The following is an 18,997-nucleotide window of genomic DNA, read 5'->3' as shown; positions in this document are numbered from 1 at the left end:
TCCACGGGGTTTGCTGTCGTGGGCTGTACCTTAGGAGTGAACGTGGGGGGTATCAATCAAGCCGAGTGGCGGATCGTTACGGTTGGAGTAACAGTTTCAGAGTTTAGTTTTCGGTAGTGCCACCAGATACCACCCACCGCTAGAGTCAGTAGGCCATTCACAGCTAGGATCCAACCTCCTGCCTGAGTCCATACGCAAGCGAGCGTTTCTTCGTAAATAAGGGAAAGAGCCAATAAAAAGATAAAAAGGACCAACCCTACCCACTCTTCCAAACGTCCAAATTTGTCGCGCCGCTCAAGGACAACAACACTCAAGAAGGCTCCGCAGAAAATGACGAACATCACCTCGAGTACATAATCGGTTGCAACGAATTGGCCAGATAGTTTCGAGAGAAGGAAAAAGAACAGCATCGATAGAGAGGACAATCCCATCCATACAAAGGCGTAATCGAGAACACAGAATAGCCCGGCTTTGAACCTCAACGCTTCCGTCTCGTTCGTATCCTCCATTAACGCAACGGCAAGGAGTCCTGACCCTAACCCGCCCAAGCTCATTATTATGAAGTTGCTCAGCACCTCTTTTACGCCTACAGCCCCTCCCACCAACTCAAGACGTAACAAAATAACTACGGCTCCCAGAAGGGAAATTCCAGCTCCCCATAACGCTCCACGCCCTTTGCCCCCTACTCTGACTACTAACGCCGTTAAAACCACCGCCAAAAACCACAGAAACAGAATCCCTACAATCGCATCGTAGAGAAACGCAAAGTTACGCATAATTCCAACCCAAAGCTCCCTCACGCTGGCTTTACTCCGTCCTAAAAGTAGTTCTCGATTATCGGCCGCATAACGTGAAGCTTTACCGATACCGGTCACCATGGACGACGGTCAATAAGTCCCAGAAAGGGACCGACAGGTCCCTTTCTGGGAACGATCCAGTTTTAAGCCGCTGAAGAAGGGGAAATTTGTTCTAGGGCTCGATCCACTAATAGCTGCCCGAGCGCTGCCATTTGCTGAATGCCGAGCATGATTGCGCGCTGGGAGGTGTCCAGGTTGAAGGCCAGATTGCAGGTCATGGCGTTTAGCGAGGACAAAGTTTCGCTGGCGTTGACCAGCAGGGTTTCAGTGTTCTGGTGGGGGCTTACGGTGAAGAGAGGCGGATTCGGGGTAGGTTTAGCCATGATTTACAGCTCCGATATGTGATGGAGGCTGCCCTCATCCGCTTGCACGCGAAATAGGGTGGCAGCCGTGCGCAGGTGTGCAAGACCGGGCATATCGGACCCCGGCAGACTCCAAGGAATCTCCCGCGCACAGCCGCCATAACAAATACAGCAGGCATAAAAAACGCCCGTTGAATGGCTATGGGCGTTGGTGCGCCGACATGTAACCGGACTTGCACGTCCGTGTCACCGTTTTTTCGATGACGGGACGAAGACTAGCCGCCATGGCTACCCACAACAAGTTCACGCACAGCCCGAAATCTTGCAGGAAAAATCCGAAGACTGGCCCATCACAAAGCCATCATCACCTTGACCGTTCCAAGGCCCTCCAGCGCATAGCTGTGGTACTCATACACCTCTCCCTGAATGATCAGATGCAGCGCGCCGCCTTCATCACTTACTTGAACATCGGGCTCTTTGGTTTTTAGAAAGGGACGTGCAGACACTAATGTGGTGAGTATTTCCTGATCACTCCCCAAGTCTTCATGGACGTAGTACCTGTAGGAAAATCCCACGGTCGCACCGCCCTGCCCGTCTCGCGCACCATAGATCGAGGTGCCGTTACCCAAGGAATGTTTCAACACCACTTGATCCAGATCCGGTGTTCCGGGAGATATGATCCAACTGACGCCGATATAGATAAGGCAGACCACAAGCAGGCAATTACGCAGAAACGGTACGGCCATTTTCGGATCCTTGCTGGCAGTGATGGAGTGCAGAAACTAGCCACTCCACTCAAACCTGAAAACCCGCTAATCCAAATGCAGAACTCGCCTACAGCAACTCCATCCCATTCCGACATGTGAGCGGTCAATCCGCATCATGAGCAGATCAAAATGGCGAAAAGGTACGATCATCATCTTGGGCCGAGCACAATTCAGTGTGGGAGCTGGCTTGCCTGCGATAGCGGTGGGTCAGTTGTTGATGCAGTGACTGACAGGCCGCCATCGCAGGCAAGCCAGCTCCCACATTGGATCTTCACAAGGCTTATGGTCAGGCCAGGCCGGATTCGACCAACAAGGCTTCAAGCCCCATAAGGTCGGGCACCTTCGCCACATGTTCCCCCACTTGCACCGCTGCCAGCTCCAGCGGGCACAGCGGCACGTCCACGTAACTCAACTGGCTATCCAGCTTGTACGAACGCGGAATGCCCTGAATCACCATCGCAATAAACTTCAACGTCGGCCGCCCGCCCAGCGCGTTCAGCACCACAATCCGCGAGCGCTCGCCGGTCACGCTGGCCTCGCCGCACACGGCTTCAAAGCTGATCAACGGCAACTGCCGGTCGCGCCATGTGACTTGCCGCAGGTACCACGGCGGTGCGTCGCTGGCCGGTTCGCCGCGCTGGAAGTCGATCAGTTCGGCGATGGCGACGTTGGGCAGCACCAGATGGCGGTCGGCCAGGGGCAGCAGCAGGCCGGTGAGTTGGCTGGTGCGGTGGTCAAGCATGGGACTTGCTCCAGTAGGCGATGCTTTCCAGCAGCACCGACTCTTGGTACGGCTTGCCGAGGTAGTCGTTGACGCCGATGGCCATGGCGCGGTCGCGGTGTTTTTGGCCGGTGCGCGAGGTGATCATGATGATCGGCAGGCGCATCAGCCGGGGGTCGTTGCGCACCTGGATCGCCACTTCGAAGCCGTCCATGCGCGGCATTTCGATGTCGAGCAGCATCAGGTCCGGGGTGTGTTCTTCGAGCAACGCGATGGCGTCGATGCCGTCTTTGGCGGTGAGCACGTTCATGCCGTTGCGCTCCAGCAGGCGGCTGGTGACTTTGCGCACGGTGACCGAGTCGTCCACCACCAGCACCAGCAGCGGGCGCTTTTTCAACGGGTCGTTGAGGATCAGCGGCGCGTCCACCGACTGGGCCGGCAACGCCGGTTGACGGGCGCGGATGTGCGCCAGCAAGTCGATAATCAGCACCACGCGACCATCACCCAGAATGGTCGCCCCGGACAAACCCTGCACGCCGGCAAACTGTGGCCCCAGGCCCTTGACCACGATCTCGCGCGTACCGGCCATGGCGTCCACGTGCACCGCCACGCGCCGCTCGTTGCATTGCACCAGCAGCACCGGCACGGGCTGGTATTGGCCGAGCAGTCTGGGCCGGGCGACGGTGTGCAGCAGGTCGCCCAAATAGAACAATTCATAACGCTGGCCGGCGTATTCGTAACGCGGCGGATCTTGCTGATAGTGCCCGGCCAGCTCGTGGGGCAACACGCGCACCAGGCCTTCAATGGTGTTGAGCGGGATCGCATATTGGTCGTCCGCGCATTGCACCATCAGCGCGCGATTGACCGACACGGTAAACGGCAGGCGAATGCGAAAGTGCACGCCCGCGCCCGGCGTCGAGTCGATGAACATCGAGCCACCGAGCTGGCGCACTTCCTCGTGCACCACGTCCATGCCCACGCCGCGCCCGGAAATCTGGGTGATTTTTTCGGCGGTGGAAAAGCCCGGCTGCAGGATGAACTGCAACACGTCGCGGTCGCTCATGTCTTGATCAGGCGCGAGCAGGCCGCGCTTGATCGCCTTGCGCCGCACCGCGTCCAGGGGCACACCGGCACCGTCGTCGCGCATGTCGAAGACGATGTCGCCGCCTTCGTGGGTCAGGTCCAGGCTGATACGGCCCTTCTCGGGTTTACCGGCCAACACGCGCGCCTCGCGGGACTCCAGGCCATGGTCGACGGCATTGCGCAGCATATGTTCCAGCGGCGCCACCATGCGCTCCAGCACGTTGCGGTCCATCTCGCCTTCGGCATTGCCGACCACGAATTCAACGTCCTTGCCCAACTCTTCCGCCACCTGGCGCACGATGCGTTTGAGGCGCGGCAGCATGCGTTCAAACGGCACCATGCGCGTGCGCATCAGGCCTTCCTGCAGCTCGGTGTTGATGCGTGCCTGTTGCTGCAACAGGTTGTGTGCATCCCCGTTGCGACGGTCGAGGGTTTCCTTGAGGTCCAGCAGGTCGGAGGCCGATTCGGACAGTGCGCGCGACAACTGCTGCAGCTGCGAATGCCGGTCCATTTCCAGCGGGTCGAATTCTTCATAGCCCAGGCGCTCGGCCTCGGCCTGCTGACGACTGAGAATGCGGCCCTGGGTTTCGGTGTCGAGGCGGCGCAGTTGGTCACGCATACGCTCGATGGTGGTTTCGACTTCGTTGAGCGCGATACGCGCGTCGTTGACCTGCTGCTCGATACGGCCACGGAAGATCGAGGTTTCACCGGCCAGGTTGACCAGATCATCAAGCAAGTCGGCGGAAATTTTCACCATGTCGGCGCCGGGGTCCACCGCCGCTTCGGCCTTGCCGGCCGGCAAGGCTACGGGCGCCAGCGGCTCGTCACCGGGGTGCACCAGGCTCCTGATGCGCTTGATGAGTTTATCCACCGACCCCACCGGCAAACCGCCCGCCACCGCGTCGATCATCTGCGCCAGGCGGTCATGGCAGCCTTGCAGCAAGGCGAACAGTTCCGGCGACGGCGCAAGCAAACCGGCAGACAGGCCTTCGTAGAGAAACTCCAGCTCATGGGCCAAATCGCCAATCGGCCCGATTTCGACCATGCGCGCGCCGCCCTTGAGGGTGTGCAAGTCGCGCAGCAAGGTTTCCACCTCCTGGCGATTGCTCGGCTCGGCCTGCCAGCGCAGCAACGCGCTGCTTGAACTGTCGAGAATATCGGCGGCTTCTTCGAGGAAGATATCCAGCAACTCGGGATCAGCCGCTGCGGTTTCAGGTTCTGTGGGCGTGTTGGCGGGCGCGTTGTTCTGGCGCAACGCGCGCAACTGGGCGATCAAGTCACTGGAGTCGCTCAGGGGTTGGTGGTCTTGCAATTGATCGAGCTGCAAGGCCAGCCGCTCATGGCTGGCCATCAATACTTGGGACAGTTCGGTCGAGTAACTGTAGCGGCGGTCCACCAGGCCTTCGTACAGGCATTCCAGCTCATGGGCGAGGTCGCCAATCGGGCCGATTTCGGCCATGCGCGCGCCGCCCTTGAGGGTGTGCAGGTCCCGCTGCAACGACGACAACGGCGCCGCGCTGTCCGGTTCCAGCAGCCAGCGTTTCAGCGACTGCCCGGCGCTGTCGAGGATGTCGACTGCCTCTTCCAGGAAAATCTCGACGATCTCGTCATCCATCGCCGTGTCCTGGCCCAACCGGGCCGTGGCGGCGCCCAGTTCGGAAATGCTAGGGGCGCGCCCGCCGTCGCTTTTGATCAGGCCGGTGGCGGACGGGTCGAGGGCTTCATCCAGCAGCTCGCGCAGGGCGTCTACCCGCGCCGGCGCCGGGCTGATTTCCTGGCCGGCCGCCAGTTGGTCGAGCATGTTGATCAGCGCTTCATGGGCCTGTTCGGCCTCATGGAAAAACCGTTCGCTGACCGCCAGGCTGCTCTCTTCCACAGCGCCATAGAGGTCGAGCAAGGCTTCGCAGAGTTCGTCGATGGCGTGCAGGTCGGCGATGTGCGCGCCCTCGCCCAAGGTGGTCAACTCGTCCAGCAGCGCAGTCAGTTCCTGGCGTTCGCCGGGGTGTTGCTGCCAGCGGCGCAGCAGACTTTCGGCATCCAGCAGGATGTCCATGCCCTGGGCCAGGAAGTTGCTGATCAGCTGCGCGTCGCGCTTGATGCGCAGCCCGGTGTTGGGCGCGTCGAGCAAGGCTTGCAGCTGCTGGTCGAGCAGGCTTTGCGTGCGGCTGATCAACTCTGCCGCGCCCCTGATCGGCACCAGCGGATCACTGTCCAGCTGACGCAACCCGCGCTGGAACAGGGCTTCGGCTTCCAGCAACAGCTCCACTTCATCCAGGTCCAGCGGCAGGCGGTGAGCCTTGTATTCGCGGGTCAGGTGATCAAGCGGTCGCGCCAGTTCGGCCATCGGCAACACGCCGGCCATGTAGGCGCTGCCCTTGAGGGTGTGCAGGGCACGTTGCAGTTCATCGCTGACTTGCAGCGGCATATGCTCGGCGGCCTGTTGCAGAAAGTGGTTGAGGCTCTCCAGGTGGCTCTGGGCTTCGTTGCGAAAGATCTCCAGCAACATCGGGTCATGGGGCTCTGCGGCCGGTTGAGTGCCGCTGGCCAAGGCGTGGGCACGGGCCGCCAGGGCGTCGACTTCATCGCGCTGGCGTTGGTCGTCGGCCGCAAAGTCGGCGATCAACTCCGGCAGCAGGGCCACGGCCTCATCCAGCACCTGTTGCACATCAGCGTCGAGCGCCACGCTGCGTTCGAGCACCCGGTTAAGCAGGTTTTCCACCGCCCAGGCCAGCTCGGCCAGTACCAGGGCGCGGACCATCCGGCCGCTGCCTTTGAGCGTGTGGAAGGCACGCCGCATCTCGCTTTGGGCGGTTTTGTCGGCGCTGTTGGGCAAGTAGCGGTGCAACACGTCGAGGACTTCATCGGTTTCTTCGAGGAAGACTTCACGCAGTTCATCGTCGACAGGTTCTTCGCCAACGGGCGGCGGCAAGAGGCTGCCCGGACGGTGCAGGGCAGGCGGATTCAGGCGTGACGTGGGGTTGGCCAACGCATCGAATTGGGACTGGCTCGGCGCGATCTCTGTCGACAGGGCGCCATCCGGCGCGGCCAGCGCCTGGCGCCAAGGCTTTTCGACCGGCAGATAGCCGAGTGCAGCCAGGCCTTGGGTGGCCAGCTCCAGCACGCGTTCGCCGGCGGCGTCGGGGTCCTGGAGCATGCGTTCCAGGTAGTATTCCAGGCTGCTGACCACGTCGGCGAAATGCGCCAGCTGCGCCTCGGGCGGTGGCGCAGCGCCGGTCATCAACTGTTCATCGACATAATCGGTGCAACCACGCATCAGGCTCGCCGCACGCGGCAGCGGAATCATCGCCAACGCGCCGCGCACCTGGCTGAGCAGCTCGGGCAGTGACTCCAGGCGCTGGCGGTCCCAATCGGCCTCAAGGCAATCGATCACCAGCTCTTTGGCCTGGCGCAGGCATTGGCAGGATTCGCGGATCACCAATTGATGAATCTGGGTCAGGTCGGTGGTGGGCAGGCGGCTCTCTTCGCGGCTCTCCGGCTCGACGGTGCCGGCCATGCCCGCCAGCGTGGCCTCGACGTAGAGCAAGGCGCCGGCAACATCCATCAACACCGCGTCATTGGGTTCGCGCTGGCCCTGCACCAGGCTCAGCACCACCGCCAGTTGATCGATGATGACCTTACGCGGCTGGCCAAAGCCCAGCACCGCCAAGGTGTCGGCGATCTGGCGCAGTGGCGCCAGCAGGGCATCGAGGTCGTTGGTGTGTTGGCGGTCGCTGCGCACGAACAGGTCGAGGCGCTCCTTGACCCGCACCAGTTCCTCGCACAAGGCGCCGAGCACCGAGCCCATGGCATTGCGGTCCGGTCCGGCCAAACGTGCACGCTCGGCATCGACCACGGCGCTGTCGGGCAAGGCTTCATCCAGCCCGTAGCGTTCCTTGAGGCTTTGCATGCGCGGCGTCGGCCGGGTGACCTTGGCCACGTAGAACAGCAAGCTTTTTAGCAGTTCATCCGGCGCGGGCTGGTTAATGCCGCCGATGCCCTGGACCAGCAGACGCTTGAGTTGCTTGTCGCTGGCCTTGAGCAGGCTGCGCAGCGCCGGGCTGTTGGCGATCACGCCGGTGAGCATGCCTTCGACCAGCGCCGAGGTGACTTGCCACAACGGCAGCAATGGCGCGCCCTGGCACAACGCCTCGAGGCGCGCGAACACCCGCGCCATGTCTTCCAGGTTGCTGGGGCCGTGGTCCTCACGCAGCAAACCGACCAGGGCCTGTTGCAGCAGTTGATGCCACTGGCGCAGTTGCTCGTGAAGGTCCGGCAGTGTGCGTTGGGCCAAGGCCTCGTCGGGCAACGGCGCAATCGACAACAGCTGCGGGCTGAACAGGCTGGTCTCCGACAGCAGGCTTTCACCGCGCGCACTGCGCAGGTCGTTGAGCAGCGGCAACACCACCAGCGGCAGGTCGCGGCGGGCGCTGTGCACGCGGTCGAGGTACAGCGGCAGTTGCCCGAGGGCCTGTTGCAGCAGGCGGATGCTTTCATCGCGCTGGCTGACGCGCTCGGCTTGCAGGGCCAGGGCCAGCGCTTCGATCTCTTCGGCCAGCAGCGCTGCGCCGTAGAACTCGACCATCTGCAGCGCGCCATGCACTTGGTGGATACCGGCCAGGCACTCGGCAATGGCGTCGCTGTCGCGGGTTTCGACAAACGCGTCCAGCGCCGAACGGGCCTGTTTCAGGGTTTCGGCAATGTCGCCCTTGACCCATTCGAGGGCCACGTAGTCGTGCCGATCAACCATAACTGCTCCGCTTAGAATTCGTGAATTGCGTGTGTTGCCAAGATCTGAAGACCAATGAAGATCTAGTGTGGGAGCGGGCTTGCTCGCGAATGCGGTGGGTCAGCTAATAAATCAGGTGACTGATGCACCGCATTCGCGAGCAAGCCCGCTCCCACATTTGGATAGCATTTCAATCGTCTACCTGTTTAGGCGGTGGCAGGGTGAAACCCGACACCGACCGGCGCAACTGGCTGGCCATCTTCGCCAGGTTGCCGATGCTCTCCGCCGTGGCGGTCGAGCCCGATGACGTCTGCGTGGTGATCTGCTGGATCACGTTCATCGTCAGGGAAATCTGCCCCGCCGACGAGGTCTGTTGCTGCGCCGCGTTGGAAATACTCTGGATCAACGCCGCCAGGGTTTTCGACACGCCTTCGATCTCTTCCAGCGCCACCCCGGCGTCTTGCGCCAGCCGCGCGCCACGCACCACTTCGGTGGTGGTCTGTTCCATGGAAATAACCGCTTCATTGGTGTCGGTCTGGATCGCCCGCACCAGGGTTTCAATTTGGCGTGTGGCGGCGGATGAGCGCTCGGCCAACCGCTGCACTTCGTCGGCCACCACGGCAAACCCGCGCCCGGCGTCACCGGCCATGCTCGCCTGGATCGCGGCGTTGAGAGCAAGGATGTTGGTCTGGTCGGCAATGTCGTCGATCAAGCTGACGATGTCGCCAATCTCCTGGGACGATTCGCCCAGGCGTTTGATGCGCTTGGCGGTGTCCTGGATCTGCTCGCGAATGTTGTCCATGCCGTGGATGGTGTTGTGCACCACCTCATTGCCCTTGTTGGCAATTTCCACCGAGCGCTCCGCCACCGCCGAGGACTCGGCGGCGTTGGCCGACACCTGGTCGATGGATTGGGCCATCTGATTGATCGCGGTAGAGGCCTCGGCGATTTGCTGGGCCTGATGCTCCGAGGCCTGGGCCAGGTGCATGGCGGTGGCCTGGGTTTCCTGCACCGCGCCGGCCACTTGCCCGGCCGTGAGGTTGATGGTCGCCACCAGATCGCGCAGCTGGTCAACCGAATAATTGATGGAGTCGGCGATGGTGCCGGTGAAGTCTTCGGTGACCGAGGCGGTCACCGTCAGGTCACCATCGGCCAGGTCCTCGATTTCATCGAGCAGGCGCATGATCGCGTTCTGGTTGCGCTCGTTTTTCTCGGCGGTTTCATGCAGCTGGCGGTTGGTCTCGCGCACCATGACCAGGCCAATCAGGATGATCGAGGTCAGCGCCAGCAAGCCCAATACGTAGCCGCCGATGGTGTCGAAGCTGCGCCCGCTGGCGAGGTTTTCAAACCCGGTGGCCAGGTGCGAGGCTTCATCGAGCAGGGTTTGCGACAGGTTGAAAATATTGCTCGCCGAGGCGCGTACCTGGAACAGCTGCGGCGAGGTTTCGAGGATTTCATCCACGGAGCCGGAGACAAATTCAAACAGCTCGGCGATTTCCGCCAACCGCGCACGGGCGTCGTGGTCTTCAACCTGAGCAATGCGCAGGCCGGCGTTGCCCTGGAGCATGCCGTTAAGCACTTGACCAAAACGGTTGGCGTCGCGGCCAAAGGCATCGGCGGCCTGCACCGAGGTTTCGTCGCCGGCCAACACGGTGTTGACTGCGCCGAGGATGCGTTCGGCCAGCAATGATTGGCGCTGGGCCAACACCACCTGGCTGGCCGGGGCGCCGCGTTGCAGCAGAATGTCGACGACCTTTTCCGATTCCATCTGCAATTGCGGCACAGTTTCGGCAAGCGTCGCCGCCACTTGGTGCAACGACAACACGGTCTGTTCGCTGGCGAGAATCGCGTCGGTGTTTTTCAGCAGTGCTTCCCAATCGGTCTGCACCGCGCGCATTTCGGCGCGTACCGCGTTGGGTGCAGCCGGCAGGCCGGTCTCGGTATCGCCTTTTTTCAGATAGCCCCAGCGCTGGGCGAAGTCGTTGCGTGCATCGCCCAGCAGCTTGAACGCGGCCGCCTTGCCGGCGGCGGCTTCCGTGGCGTTCTTGGCAATGCGCTGGGACAGCACGCGCAGCTCACCGGCGTGGCCGATGTACTGCTTGTCGTACGTGGACTGGGTATTGAGGTACGCGAAGTTGGCGAACAACAGCATGATGAACACGATCAGCGCGATAAACAGCACGATGATCTGCGAACGGCTGCGCGATGCGGCTTGCGGTTTGGGCGTGGTAGCGGTGGTCATGCGGCAACATCCATGAAGCCTGGGGCCTGGGCCAAAGCGAAGGGGCTGAAGACCTGCCACAGCTGGTCACTGTCGAACTGGCCCTGGATAAACGGCGCAGTGGGCGCGGTGCTCGCCAACAGTGCGTCTTGTGCGAAATGCTGCATGCCCACCACCTCGTCCACCAGCAGCCCGACAAACAAGTCGTTGAATTCCACCACCAGCACTCGCCGTTGCTTGCGGGCCCTGGACAGCCCGAGGTCGAGGAACCCGCCCAGGTCCATCACCGGCAGCAAACGCCCACGCAGGTTGGCCACGCCTTTGACCCAGGGCTTGACCCCGGGCATCAAGGTGCAACGCGGTTCATGCAACACCTCGGCGACTTCGCCCATCGGCGCCACGTACCAATACGGTCCCAGGCGAAAACCGATCCCGCTCCAACGTTGCAGGCGGGTTTCCTGGGACGGCAGGTCGGCGGCCAGCAGGCGGCAGCGGCGGTCGATGTCCAGCAGCAGCTCGAAGGCGGTTTGTGACTCGGTCATGATGGCGTGCCGTCAGCCGGCCAACACCTTGTTCAGGGTGGCGATCAGGGTTTCTTCGTCCACGGGTTTGGTCAGGTAATCCTTGGCGCCCTGGCGTGCGCCCCAGATTTTGTCGGTTTCTTGATCCTTGGTGGTGATGATGATGATCGGGATGCCGTTGGTTTCCGGCTCCTTGGACAGCTGGCGGGTAGCCTGGAAGCCATTGAGGCCCGGCATCACGATGTCCATCAGTACGGCGTCGGGCTTTTCCTGACGGGCCAGGGCCACGCCGTCTGCGCCGTTTTCGGCTTTGAGGACCTGGTGGCCGTGCTTTTCCAGCATGCCGGTCAGTTTGTACATTTCGGTCGGCGAATCGTCGACGATCAGAACACGTGCCATGGTTTTCCCCACTACATTGGTGGACGCCGGCCCTTGTGAGGCGGTGTCAGTGTGCTTGTTCTACTGCGGCGAAGCCGGGCACGTAGGCCTTGATCGCGCTCAGCAGTTCTTCCTTGCTGAAAGGCTTGGTCAAAAACTGATCGACACCCACGATGCGCCCCTTGGCCTTGTCGAACAGGCCGTCCTTGGAGGACAGCATGATCACCGGAATCGACTTGAACGCCGGGTTGTTCTTCACCAGCGCGCAGGTTTGATAGCCATCCAGGCGCGGCATCATGATGTCGACAAAGATAATGTGCGGGTGATGATCAACAATCCGGGCCAGTGCATCGAAACCGTCGATGGCCGTGATGACTTCGCACCCCACGTTCTTCAACAGGGTCTCGGCGGTGCGGCGGATCGTTTTCGAATCGTCGATCACCATCACTCTCAAGGCGTTGGAATGCTGTTCCATATCTGCTCTACCATCGCCACAGCGAATCGGTTTTCGGTGTGTACTGCCTGATGTTGCACAGGATGAGCGCTGCAAGCCTTGGAATTCAAGGGCTGCTGCACCGTGGGAGTCTTTTTAGCACAGTCTCCGGGCGCAATCTATCGAGCAACCGGCCAGGTGGTTTTTCCTTGACCCACAACAGCCGCAGCGCCACTCTGACGCCACTTTTATGCGCCCTAATTTGCTAGAGGAAATCCCCCATGAGCGTTCGCGTCGGCATTGTCATGGACCCTATCGCCAGCATTTCCTATAAAAAGGACAGCTCGCTGGCTATGCTCCTGGCCGCCCAGGCCCGCGGCTGGACGCTGTTCTATATGGAGCAGCGCGATCTTTATCAGGGCGACGGCGAGGCCCGCGCACGCATGCGCCCGCTGCAGGTGTTTGCCAACCCTGAAAAGTGGTTCGAGCTTGCGGATGAAATCGACAGCCCCTTGAGCGATCTGGACGTGATCCTGATGCGCAAGGACCCGCCGTTCGACATGGAATTCGTTTACTCCACTTACTTGCTGGAACAGGCCGAGCGCGCTGGCGTGCTGATCGTCAACAAGCCGCAAAGCCTGCGCGATTGCAATGAAAAGCTGTTCGCCACCCTGTTCCCACAATGCACGCCGCCTACCGTGGTCAGCCGCCGCGCCGATGTGTTGCGTGAATTCGCCGCCAAGCACGGCGACGTGATCCTCAAGCCGCTGGACGGCATGGGCGGCACCTCGATCTTCCGCCACCGCGCTGGCGACCCAAACCTGTCGGTGATCCTGGAAACCCTGACCGCGCTGGGCACCCAGCAGATCATGGGCCAGGCTTACATTCCGGCGATCAAGGACGGCGACAAACGCATCCTGATGATCGACGGTGAGCCGGTGGATTACTGCCTGGCGCGTATCCCGGCCGCAGGTGAAACCCGTGGCAACCTGGCAGCCGGCGGTCGCGGTGAAGCGCGTCCACTGTCGGACAAAGACCGTTGGATCGCTTCCCAAGTCGGCCCAACACTGCGCGAAAAAGGCCTGCTGTTCGTAGGACTGGACGTAATTGGTGAGAACCTCACCGAAATCAACGTCACCAGCCCGACCTGCATTCGCGAGATCGACAACGCATTTGGCACGAACATCGGCGAAATGCTGATGGCGGCCATCGAGCGCAAGCTGCAAGCCAAGTGACATAGAACAGCCGGACACACACCAACATTGCGTTATCATGCGGCACCTGTGAAACGCGCGATGTTGGTTTTTTTGTCATGACGCTCCCGCCCGATCTGCCCCCCGAACTCTCCCACAGCGGCGTGCGCCCGGCTGATCGGCTCGGATTTACCCTGTTTCTGGCAGCGCTGATCCACCTCGCTTTGTTACTCGGCCTGGGTTTCACCTTTGCCGAGCCCAAGCAGATCACCAAAACCCTGGAAATCACCCTCGCCACGTTCAAAAGCGAAAAAAAGCCTGAAAAGGCTGACTTTCTGGCCCAGGACAATCAGCAAGGCAGCGGCACGCTCGACAAAAAGGCCGTGCCCAAGACCACCGAAGTGGCGCCGTTCCAGGACAACAAGGTGAATAAAGTCACCCCGCCGCCGACGCCCAAGCCTGAGGTCAAGCAGGCCGCGCCCAAGGCCGCCGTGACCACTGTTGCGCCAAAACCGCAAAAAGCCCCGACCCAGCGCGAGAAAACCAAGACCGAGCCGCAGCCCGAGCCGGTCAAGCCAGCGCCGACCTTCGACAGCTCGCAGCTCTCCGACCAGATTTCCAGCCTCGAAGCCGAACTGGCCAACGAACAACAGCTGTACGCCAAGCGCCCGCGCATCTATCGCCTGAACGCCGCCTCGACCATGCGCGACAAAGGCGCCTGGTATAAGGACGAATGGCGCAAGAAGGTCGAACGCATCGGCAACCTCAATTACCCGGACGAAGCCCGGCGCCAGCAGATCTATGGCAATTTGCGCTTACTGGTGTCGATCAACCGCGACGGGTCGTTATATGAAGTGCAGGTGCTCGAGTCGTCCGGCCAACCGTTGCTGGACCAGGCGGCCCAGCGCATCGTGCGCCTGGCCGCGCCCTTCGCGCCGTTTACCGGCGACCTGAACGACATAGACCGCCTGGAAATCATCCGCACCTGGAAGTTTGCCCGGGGTGATCGGCTGTCCAGTAACTGATCGCTCCTGCACTCTGCCAACGGCAGCGGGCCCTTGTGGCGAGCGGGCTTGCCCCGCGTTGGGCTGCGAAGCGGCCCCAATAGGGCCACCGCGTTCTGCCTGAAAAACCACAGCGCCAGATTTCAGGGCCGCTTCGCGCCCCAACGCGGGGCAAGCCCGCTCGCCACGACAAGCCGGCTCGCCACGACAGCCCCGCTCGCCACAATTAGCGTCCGCCGCAGCTTGTCAGTTCGCCCCTCCGACGCCACACTAGCGGACATGAAAAATGTCAGCCCGACCTACCTCAAGCACCAATTCCTGATCGCCATGCCCCATATGGCCGACCCGAACTTTGCGCAGACCTTGACCTACATCGTCGAGCACACGGCCAATGGTGCCATGGGGTTGGTGGTGAACCGCCCGCAAGAGCTGAACCTGGCCGATATTCTTGAGCAACTGCGCCCGGAGATCGACCCGCCGGCGCGCTGCCAAAATGTACCGATCTACATCGGCGGGCCGGTGCAAACCGATCGCGGTTTTGTGCTGCACCCCACCGGGCCGAAGTTCCAGGCCACGGTCGACCTGGAAGGCGTGTCGCTGTCCACTTCCCAAGACGTGTTGTTCGCCATCGCCGACGGCGTGGGGCCTGAGCAAAGCGTGATCACCCTCGGCTACGCCGGTTGGGAAGCCGGGCAACTGGAAGCCGAACTGGCCAGCAATGCCTGGCTGACTTGCCCGTTCGACGCCGACATTCTGTTCAACACAGCCAGTGAACTGCGCCTGGAAGCGGCGGCAGCCAAGTTGCGGGTCAACCTCAACCTGCTGACCAGCCAGGCGGGGCACGCCTGATGGCCTTGCGTTTGATCCTCGGTTTTGACTACGGCACCAAACAGATCGGCGTAGCGGTCGGCCAGGTGATTACCGGCCAGGCCCGCGAGTTGTGCACCTTGAAAGCCCAGAACGGCGTGCCGGACTGGAACCAGGTCGAGGCCCTGATCAAGGAGTGGAAGCCCGACGCCGTCGTGGTCGGTCTGCCTTTGAACATGGACGGCACCCCCAGCGACATGTGCCTGCGCGCCGAAAAGTTCGCCCGCCGCCTCAATGGCCGCTACAACCTGCCCTTCTATACCCACGACGAGCGCCTGACCACCTTTGAAGCCAAGGGTGAGCGCCGTGACCGTGGCGGGCAGAAAGGCAGCTACCGCGACAACCCGGTGGACGCCATCGCGGCCGCCCTGCTGTTGCAGGGTTGGCTGGATGAAAACACCGCTTTATTTGAATCCTGACTGACGCGGCTTGCCGCGTCTTTTTACGTTTGAGCCCGGACCTTGCCTGCGCGAGGCCTTGAAGGAGCCACCATGAGCCTGCCCAATCCCGCCGACCTGATCAGCCAGATGGCGATTCGCCTCAAGGCGCACCTGCAACACCGTGCCATCAGCGAACCGCGCTTTATCGGCATTCGCACCGGTGGTGTGTGGGTGGCCCAAGCGTTGCTGGAAGAACTGGGCAGCGATTCGCCGCTGGGCACGCTGGACGTGTCTTTCTACCGCGACGACTTCAGCCAGAACGGCCTGCACCCGCAGGTGCGCCCTTCGGCCCTGCCGTTCGAGATCGAGGGCCAGCACCTGGTGCTGATCGACGACGTGCTGATGAGCGGTCGCACCATCCGCGCCGCCATGAACGAGTTGTTCGATTACGGCCGCCCGGCCAGCGTGACGCTGGTGTGCCTGCTCGACCTGGACGCTGGCGAATTGCCGATCAGCCCGGATGTGGTCGGTGCCACCCTGTCGCTGGAGGCCCACCAGCGGGTAAAATTGTCCGGTCCCACGCCGCTCGAACTCGAACTGCAAGACCTTGCCCTTTAAACCGCCTTGTACAGAGTCCCCGCGATGACGCCTCTAGATGCCAAGCGCCCGCTGCAGCTCAATGCTCAGGGCCAGTTGCAACACTTCTTGTCCCTCGACGGTTTGCCCCGCGAACTGCTGACTGAAATCCTCGACACCGCCGACTCGTTCCTCGAAGTCGGTGGCCGCGCGGTGAAGAAGGTCCCGCTGCTGCGCGGCAAGACCATCTGCAATGTGTTCTTCGAGAACTCCACCCGCACCCGCACCACCTTTGAACTGGCAGCCCAGCGGCTGTCGGCCGACGTGATCACACTGAACGTGTCGACCTCGTCGGCGAGCAAGGGCGAGACCCTGCTCGACACCCTGCGCAACCTTGAAGCCATGGCCGCCGACATGTTCGTGGTGCGCCACGGCGACTCCGGCGCCGCACACTTCATCGCCGAGCATGTGTGCCCGAACGTGGCAATCATCAACGGTGGCGACGGCCGCCACGCGCACCCGACCCAAGGCATGCTCGACATGCTGACGATCCGTCGGCACAAGGGCGGTTTTGAAAACCTCTCGGTAGCCATCGTCGGCGACATCCTGCACTCGCGGGTCGCGCGCTCGAACATGCTGGCCCTCAAAGCCCTGGGTTGCCCGGACATCCGCGTGATCGCACCGAAAACCCTGCTGCCGATCGGCATCGAGCAGTACGGCGTGAAGGTCTACACCGACATGACCGAAGGCCTCAAGGACGTGGACGTGGTGATCATGCTGCGCCTGCAACGCGAGCGCATGGCCGGTGGCCTGCTGCCCAGCGAAGGTGAGTTCTACCGCCTGTTCGGCCTGACCACTGCGCGGTTGGCCGGCGCCAAGCCGGATGCCATCGTGATGCACCCAGGGCCGATCAACCGTGGGGTTGAGATTGAGTCGGCGGTGGCCGACGGCAGCCAATCGGTGATCCTCAACCAAGTGACCTACGGCATCGCCGTGCGCATGGCGGTGTTGTCCATGGCCATGAGCGGGCAAACCGCGCAACGTCAATTCGAGCAGGAGAACGCCCAGTGAAGCTCAGCATTCTCGGCGCCCGAGTCATCGATCCAGCCAGTGGCCTGGATCAAGTTACCGATCTTCACCTGGAAGCCGGCAAAATCCTCGCCATTGGCGCTGCGCCTGCGGGCTTCAGCGCCAGCGAGACGATCGACGCCAAAGGCCTGGTGGCCGCGCCTGGTTTGGTCGACCTGAACGTCGCCCTGCGCGAACCGGGTTACAGCCGCAAAGGCACCATCGCCAGCGAAACCCGCGCCGCCGCTGCCGGTGGCGTCACCAGCCTGTGCTGCCCGCCGCACACCAAGCCGGTGCTCGACACCTCGGCGGTGACCGAGCTGATCCTGGACCGCGCCCGCGAAGCCGGCAATTGCAAAGTGTTCCCCATCGGCGCGCTGAGCAAAGGCCTGGAAGGCGAACAACTCGCCGAGCTGATCGCCCTGCGCGACGCCGGTTGCGTGGCATTCGGCAACGGGCTGGACAGTTTTCGCAGCACGCGCACGCTGTGCCGCGCCCTGGAATACGCAGCCACCTTCGACCTGACGGTGATCTTCCACTCCCAGGACCGCGACCTGGCCGAAGGTGGCCTGGCCCATGAAGGCGCCGTCGCCAGTTTCCTCGGCCTGCCGGGCATTCCCGAAACCGCTGAAACCGTGGCCCTGGCCCGTGATCTGCTGCTGGTAGAGCAAAGCGGTGTGCGTGCGCACTTCAGCCAGTTGACCAGCGCGCGCGGCGTGGCCCTGATCGCCCAGGCGCAAGCGCGCGGCCTGCCGGTGACGGCGGACGTGGCGTTGTACCAGCTGATTTTGACCGATGAAGCGCTGATCGATTTCTCCAGCCTTTACCACGTGCAGCCACCCCTGCGCACGTTGGCCGACCGCGACGGTTTGCGCGCGGCCGTGAAGTCGGGTGTGGTCTCGGCAATCTCCAGCCATCACCAACCCCACGAGCGTGATGCCAAGCTGGCGCCGTTTGGCGCGACCGAGCCGGGCATCAGCAGTGTCGAACTGTTGCTGCCGCTGGCGATGACCCTGGTGCAAGACGGTCTGCTCGACCTGCCAACGCTGTTGGCGCGCCTGAGTGCCGGCCCGGCTGAGGCCTTGCGCCTGCCGGCGGGCAAAGTGGCGGTGGGTTCAGCGGCGGACCTGGTGCTGTTTGATCCGGCCAGCTCCACGGTTGCCGGGGAACACTGGCTGTCCAAGGGCGAAAACTGCCCGTTCATCGGCCATAGCCTGCCGGCGACGGTGCGGTACACCTTGGTCGATGGGCGGATCAGCTACCAGGCCTGATAAGTCGCAAAACCTGAAGTGGGACAGTACATGTGGGAGCTGGCTTGCCTGCGATGCAGGCACCTCGGTTGTTCAGCCAGACCGAGGTGATGCTATCGCGGGCAAGCCCGGCTCCCACATTGACCGTGCTCACATTGACTTATATGCGCGCTCAGCGTCCGCTATTGCGCTCGGCATTGCGGATCGAAACCTGCGTATTCAGCGTCCAGAAGTCATACAGCACGCCCACCAGGAACAAACCGCCAGTCAGCAGGTAGATCAGGCCGGTGATCCATTTGCCTTGATACATGCGGTGCAGCCCGAACACGCCCAGGAACGCCAACAGTATCCAGGCCACGTTGTATTCGATCGGCCCGGCGGTGAAACGCAGGTCTGCTTCACGGTCCATGGCAGGGATCAGGAACAAGTCGATCAGCCAGCCGATCCCGAAAAGACCAAAGGTGAAAAACCAGATCGTCCCGGTCACCGGCTTGCCGTAATAGAAGCGGTGCGCCCCGGTAAAACCGAAAATCCACAGCAGGTAACCGATCACCTTGCTGTGGGTGTCCTGCTGCATCACATCCTGTCGATAGGTGTTCATGGAGTACCTCTTTTGCCTCGATAGATAAATTTTTTCATTTTCTTTGTGA

At 61.9% G+C, this 18,997-nt stretch carries 17 protein-coding genes; 7 read left to right on the top strand and 10 right to left on the bottom strand.

The window, feature by feature from the left end:
* Positions 1–56 precede the first annotated feature (56 nt).
* The 9 genes from ACP7B3_RS11470 to pilG form a co-directional block, all read right to left on the bottom strand.
* A complete protein-coding gene (locus tag ACP7B3_RS11470; RefSeq protein WP_426178817.1) occupies positions 57–878 on the bottom strand; it encodes a hypothetical protein in 822 nt (273 codons plus the stop codon).
* A 62-nt stretch (positions 879–940) separates the two neighbouring features.
* On the bottom strand, positions 941–1,180 hold the full coding sequence (locus ACP7B3_RS11465; RefSeq protein ID WP_426178816.1) for a DUF6124 family protein: 240 nt from the start codon (positions 1,178–1,180) through the stop codon (positions 941–943).
* 329 nt (positions 1,181–1,509) lie between these two features.
* Positions 1,510–1,905, bottom strand: a complete 396-nt coding sequence (locus ACP7B3_RS11460) for a hypothetical protein (protein WP_426178815.1) — start codon at positions 1,903–1,905, stop codon at positions 1,510–1,512.
* A gap of 307 nt (positions 1,906–2,212) precedes the next feature.
* Positions 2,213–2,668: a chemotaxis protein CheW gene (locus ACP7B3_RS11455; protein ID WP_053258465.1), complete on the bottom strand. Its 456-nt coding sequence runs from the start codon at positions 2,666–2,668 to the stop codon at positions 2,213–2,215.
* Positions 2,661–8,477 carry an Hpt domain-containing protein gene (locus ACP7B3_RS11450; protein WP_426178814.1) on the bottom strand — a complete coding sequence of 1,939 codons (5,817 nt, stop codon included), beginning with the start codon at positions 8,475–8,477 and terminating at the stop codon, positions 2,661–2,663. Before ACP7B3_RS11450 ends, ACP7B3_RS11455 begins: the two co-directional genes overlap by 8 nt.
* A 169-nt stretch (positions 8,478–8,646) precedes the next feature.
* Entirely contained in the window at positions 8,647–10,698 is a 2,052-nt protein-coding gene (locus ACP7B3_RS11445) for a methyl-accepting chemotaxis protein (RefSeq protein ID WP_145157715.1), read from the bottom strand.
* The gene (locus tag ACP7B3_RS11440; RefSeq protein ID WP_119737459.1) at positions 10,695–11,219 is read right to left on the bottom strand and encodes a chemotaxis protein CheW; all 525 of its coding nucleotides are present in this window, start codon (positions 11,217–11,219) and stop codon (positions 10,695–10,697) included. The genes ACP7B3_RS11445 and ACP7B3_RS11440 overlap by 4 nt, the downstream gene beginning before the upstream one ends.
* A gap of 12 nt (positions 11,220–11,231) precedes the next feature.
* The gene (pilH, locus tag ACP7B3_RS11435; protein WP_014720320.1) at positions 11,232–11,597 is read right to left on the bottom strand and encodes a twitching motility response regulator PilH; all 366 of its coding nucleotides are present in this window, start codon (positions 11,595–11,597) and stop codon (positions 11,232–11,234) included.
* A 46-nt stretch (positions 11,598–11,643) separates the two neighbouring features.
* Positions 11,644–12,051 (bottom strand): twitching motility response regulator PilG, encoded by a 408-nt coding sequence (gene pilG / locus ACP7B3_RS11430; RefSeq protein ID WP_106575669.1) that lies wholly within the window; start codon positions 12,049–12,051, stop codon positions 11,644–11,646.
* A gap of 239 nt (positions 12,052–12,290) precedes the next feature.
* Between pilG and gshB the strand changes: the two genes are divergently transcribed.
* The 7 genes from gshB (at position 12,291) to ACP7B3_RS11395 (ending at position 18,368) form a co-directional block, all read left to right on the top strand.
* The gene (gshB, locus tag ACP7B3_RS11425) at positions 12,291–13,244 is read left to right on the top strand and encodes a glutathione synthase (protein WP_099550340.1); all 954 of its coding nucleotides are present in this window, start codon (positions 12,291–12,293) and stop codon (positions 13,242–13,244) included.
* Positions 13,245–13,321: 77 nt separating this feature from the next.
* Positions 13,322–14,227: an energy transducer TonB gene (locus ACP7B3_RS11420; protein WP_106575671.1), complete on the top strand. Its 906-nt coding sequence runs from the start codon at positions 13,322–13,324 to the stop codon at positions 14,225–14,227.
* Between the two features lie 258 nt (positions 14,228–14,485).
* The gene (locus ACP7B3_RS11415; protein ID WP_106575672.1) at positions 14,486–15,055 is read left to right on the top strand and encodes a YqgE/AlgH family protein; all 570 of its coding nucleotides are present in this window, start codon (positions 14,486–14,488) and stop codon (positions 15,053–15,055) included.
* Positions 15,055–15,492, top strand: a complete 438-nt coding sequence (gene ruvX / locus ACP7B3_RS11410) for a Holliday junction resolvase RuvX (RefSeq protein ID WP_003195067.1) — start codon at positions 15,055–15,057, stop codon at positions 15,490–15,492. Before ACP7B3_RS11415 ends, ruvX begins: the two co-directional genes overlap by 1 nt.
* Before the next feature lie 72 nt (positions 15,493–15,564).
* Positions 15,565–16,071, top strand: coding sequence for a bifunctional pyr operon transcriptional regulator/uracil phosphoribosyltransferase PyrR (pyrR, locus tag ACP7B3_RS11405; RefSeq protein WP_106575674.1), 507 nt, complete (start codon positions 15,565–15,567; stop codon positions 16,069–16,071).
* A gap of 24 nt (positions 16,072–16,095) precedes the next feature.
* Positions 16,096–17,100 (top strand): aspartate carbamoyltransferase catalytic subunit, encoded by a 1,005-nt coding sequence (locus ACP7B3_RS11400; RefSeq protein WP_159960639.1) that lies wholly within the window; start codon positions 16,096–16,098, stop codon positions 17,098–17,100.
* The gene (locus ACP7B3_RS11395) at positions 17,097–18,368 is read left to right on the top strand and encodes a dihydroorotase (RefSeq protein ID WP_262206993.1); all 1,272 of its coding nucleotides are present in this window, start codon (positions 17,097–17,099) and stop codon (positions 18,366–18,368) included. The genes ACP7B3_RS11400 and ACP7B3_RS11395 overlap by 4 nt, the downstream gene beginning before the upstream one ends.
* A gap of 151 nt (positions 18,369–18,519) precedes the next feature.
* Here the strand turns inward: ACP7B3_RS11395 and ACP7B3_RS11390 are convergent, their stop codons facing one another.
* Positions 18,520–18,948, bottom strand: coding sequence for an NINE protein (locus ACP7B3_RS11390; RefSeq protein ID WP_145157723.1), 429 nt, complete (start codon positions 18,946–18,948; stop codon positions 18,520–18,522).
* Between the last annotated feature and the right edge of the window lie 49 nt (positions 18,949–18,997).

It is taken from the genome of Pseudomonas sp. TWRC1-2 (genome assembly GCF_049896685.1).
Lineage (GTDB): Bacteria > Pseudomonadota > Gammaproteobacteria > Pseudomonadales > Pseudomonadaceae > Aquipseudomonas.
Note: the sequence above shows the minus strand (reverse complement) of the source record. Positions and strands in the feature narration are given on the sequence as shown.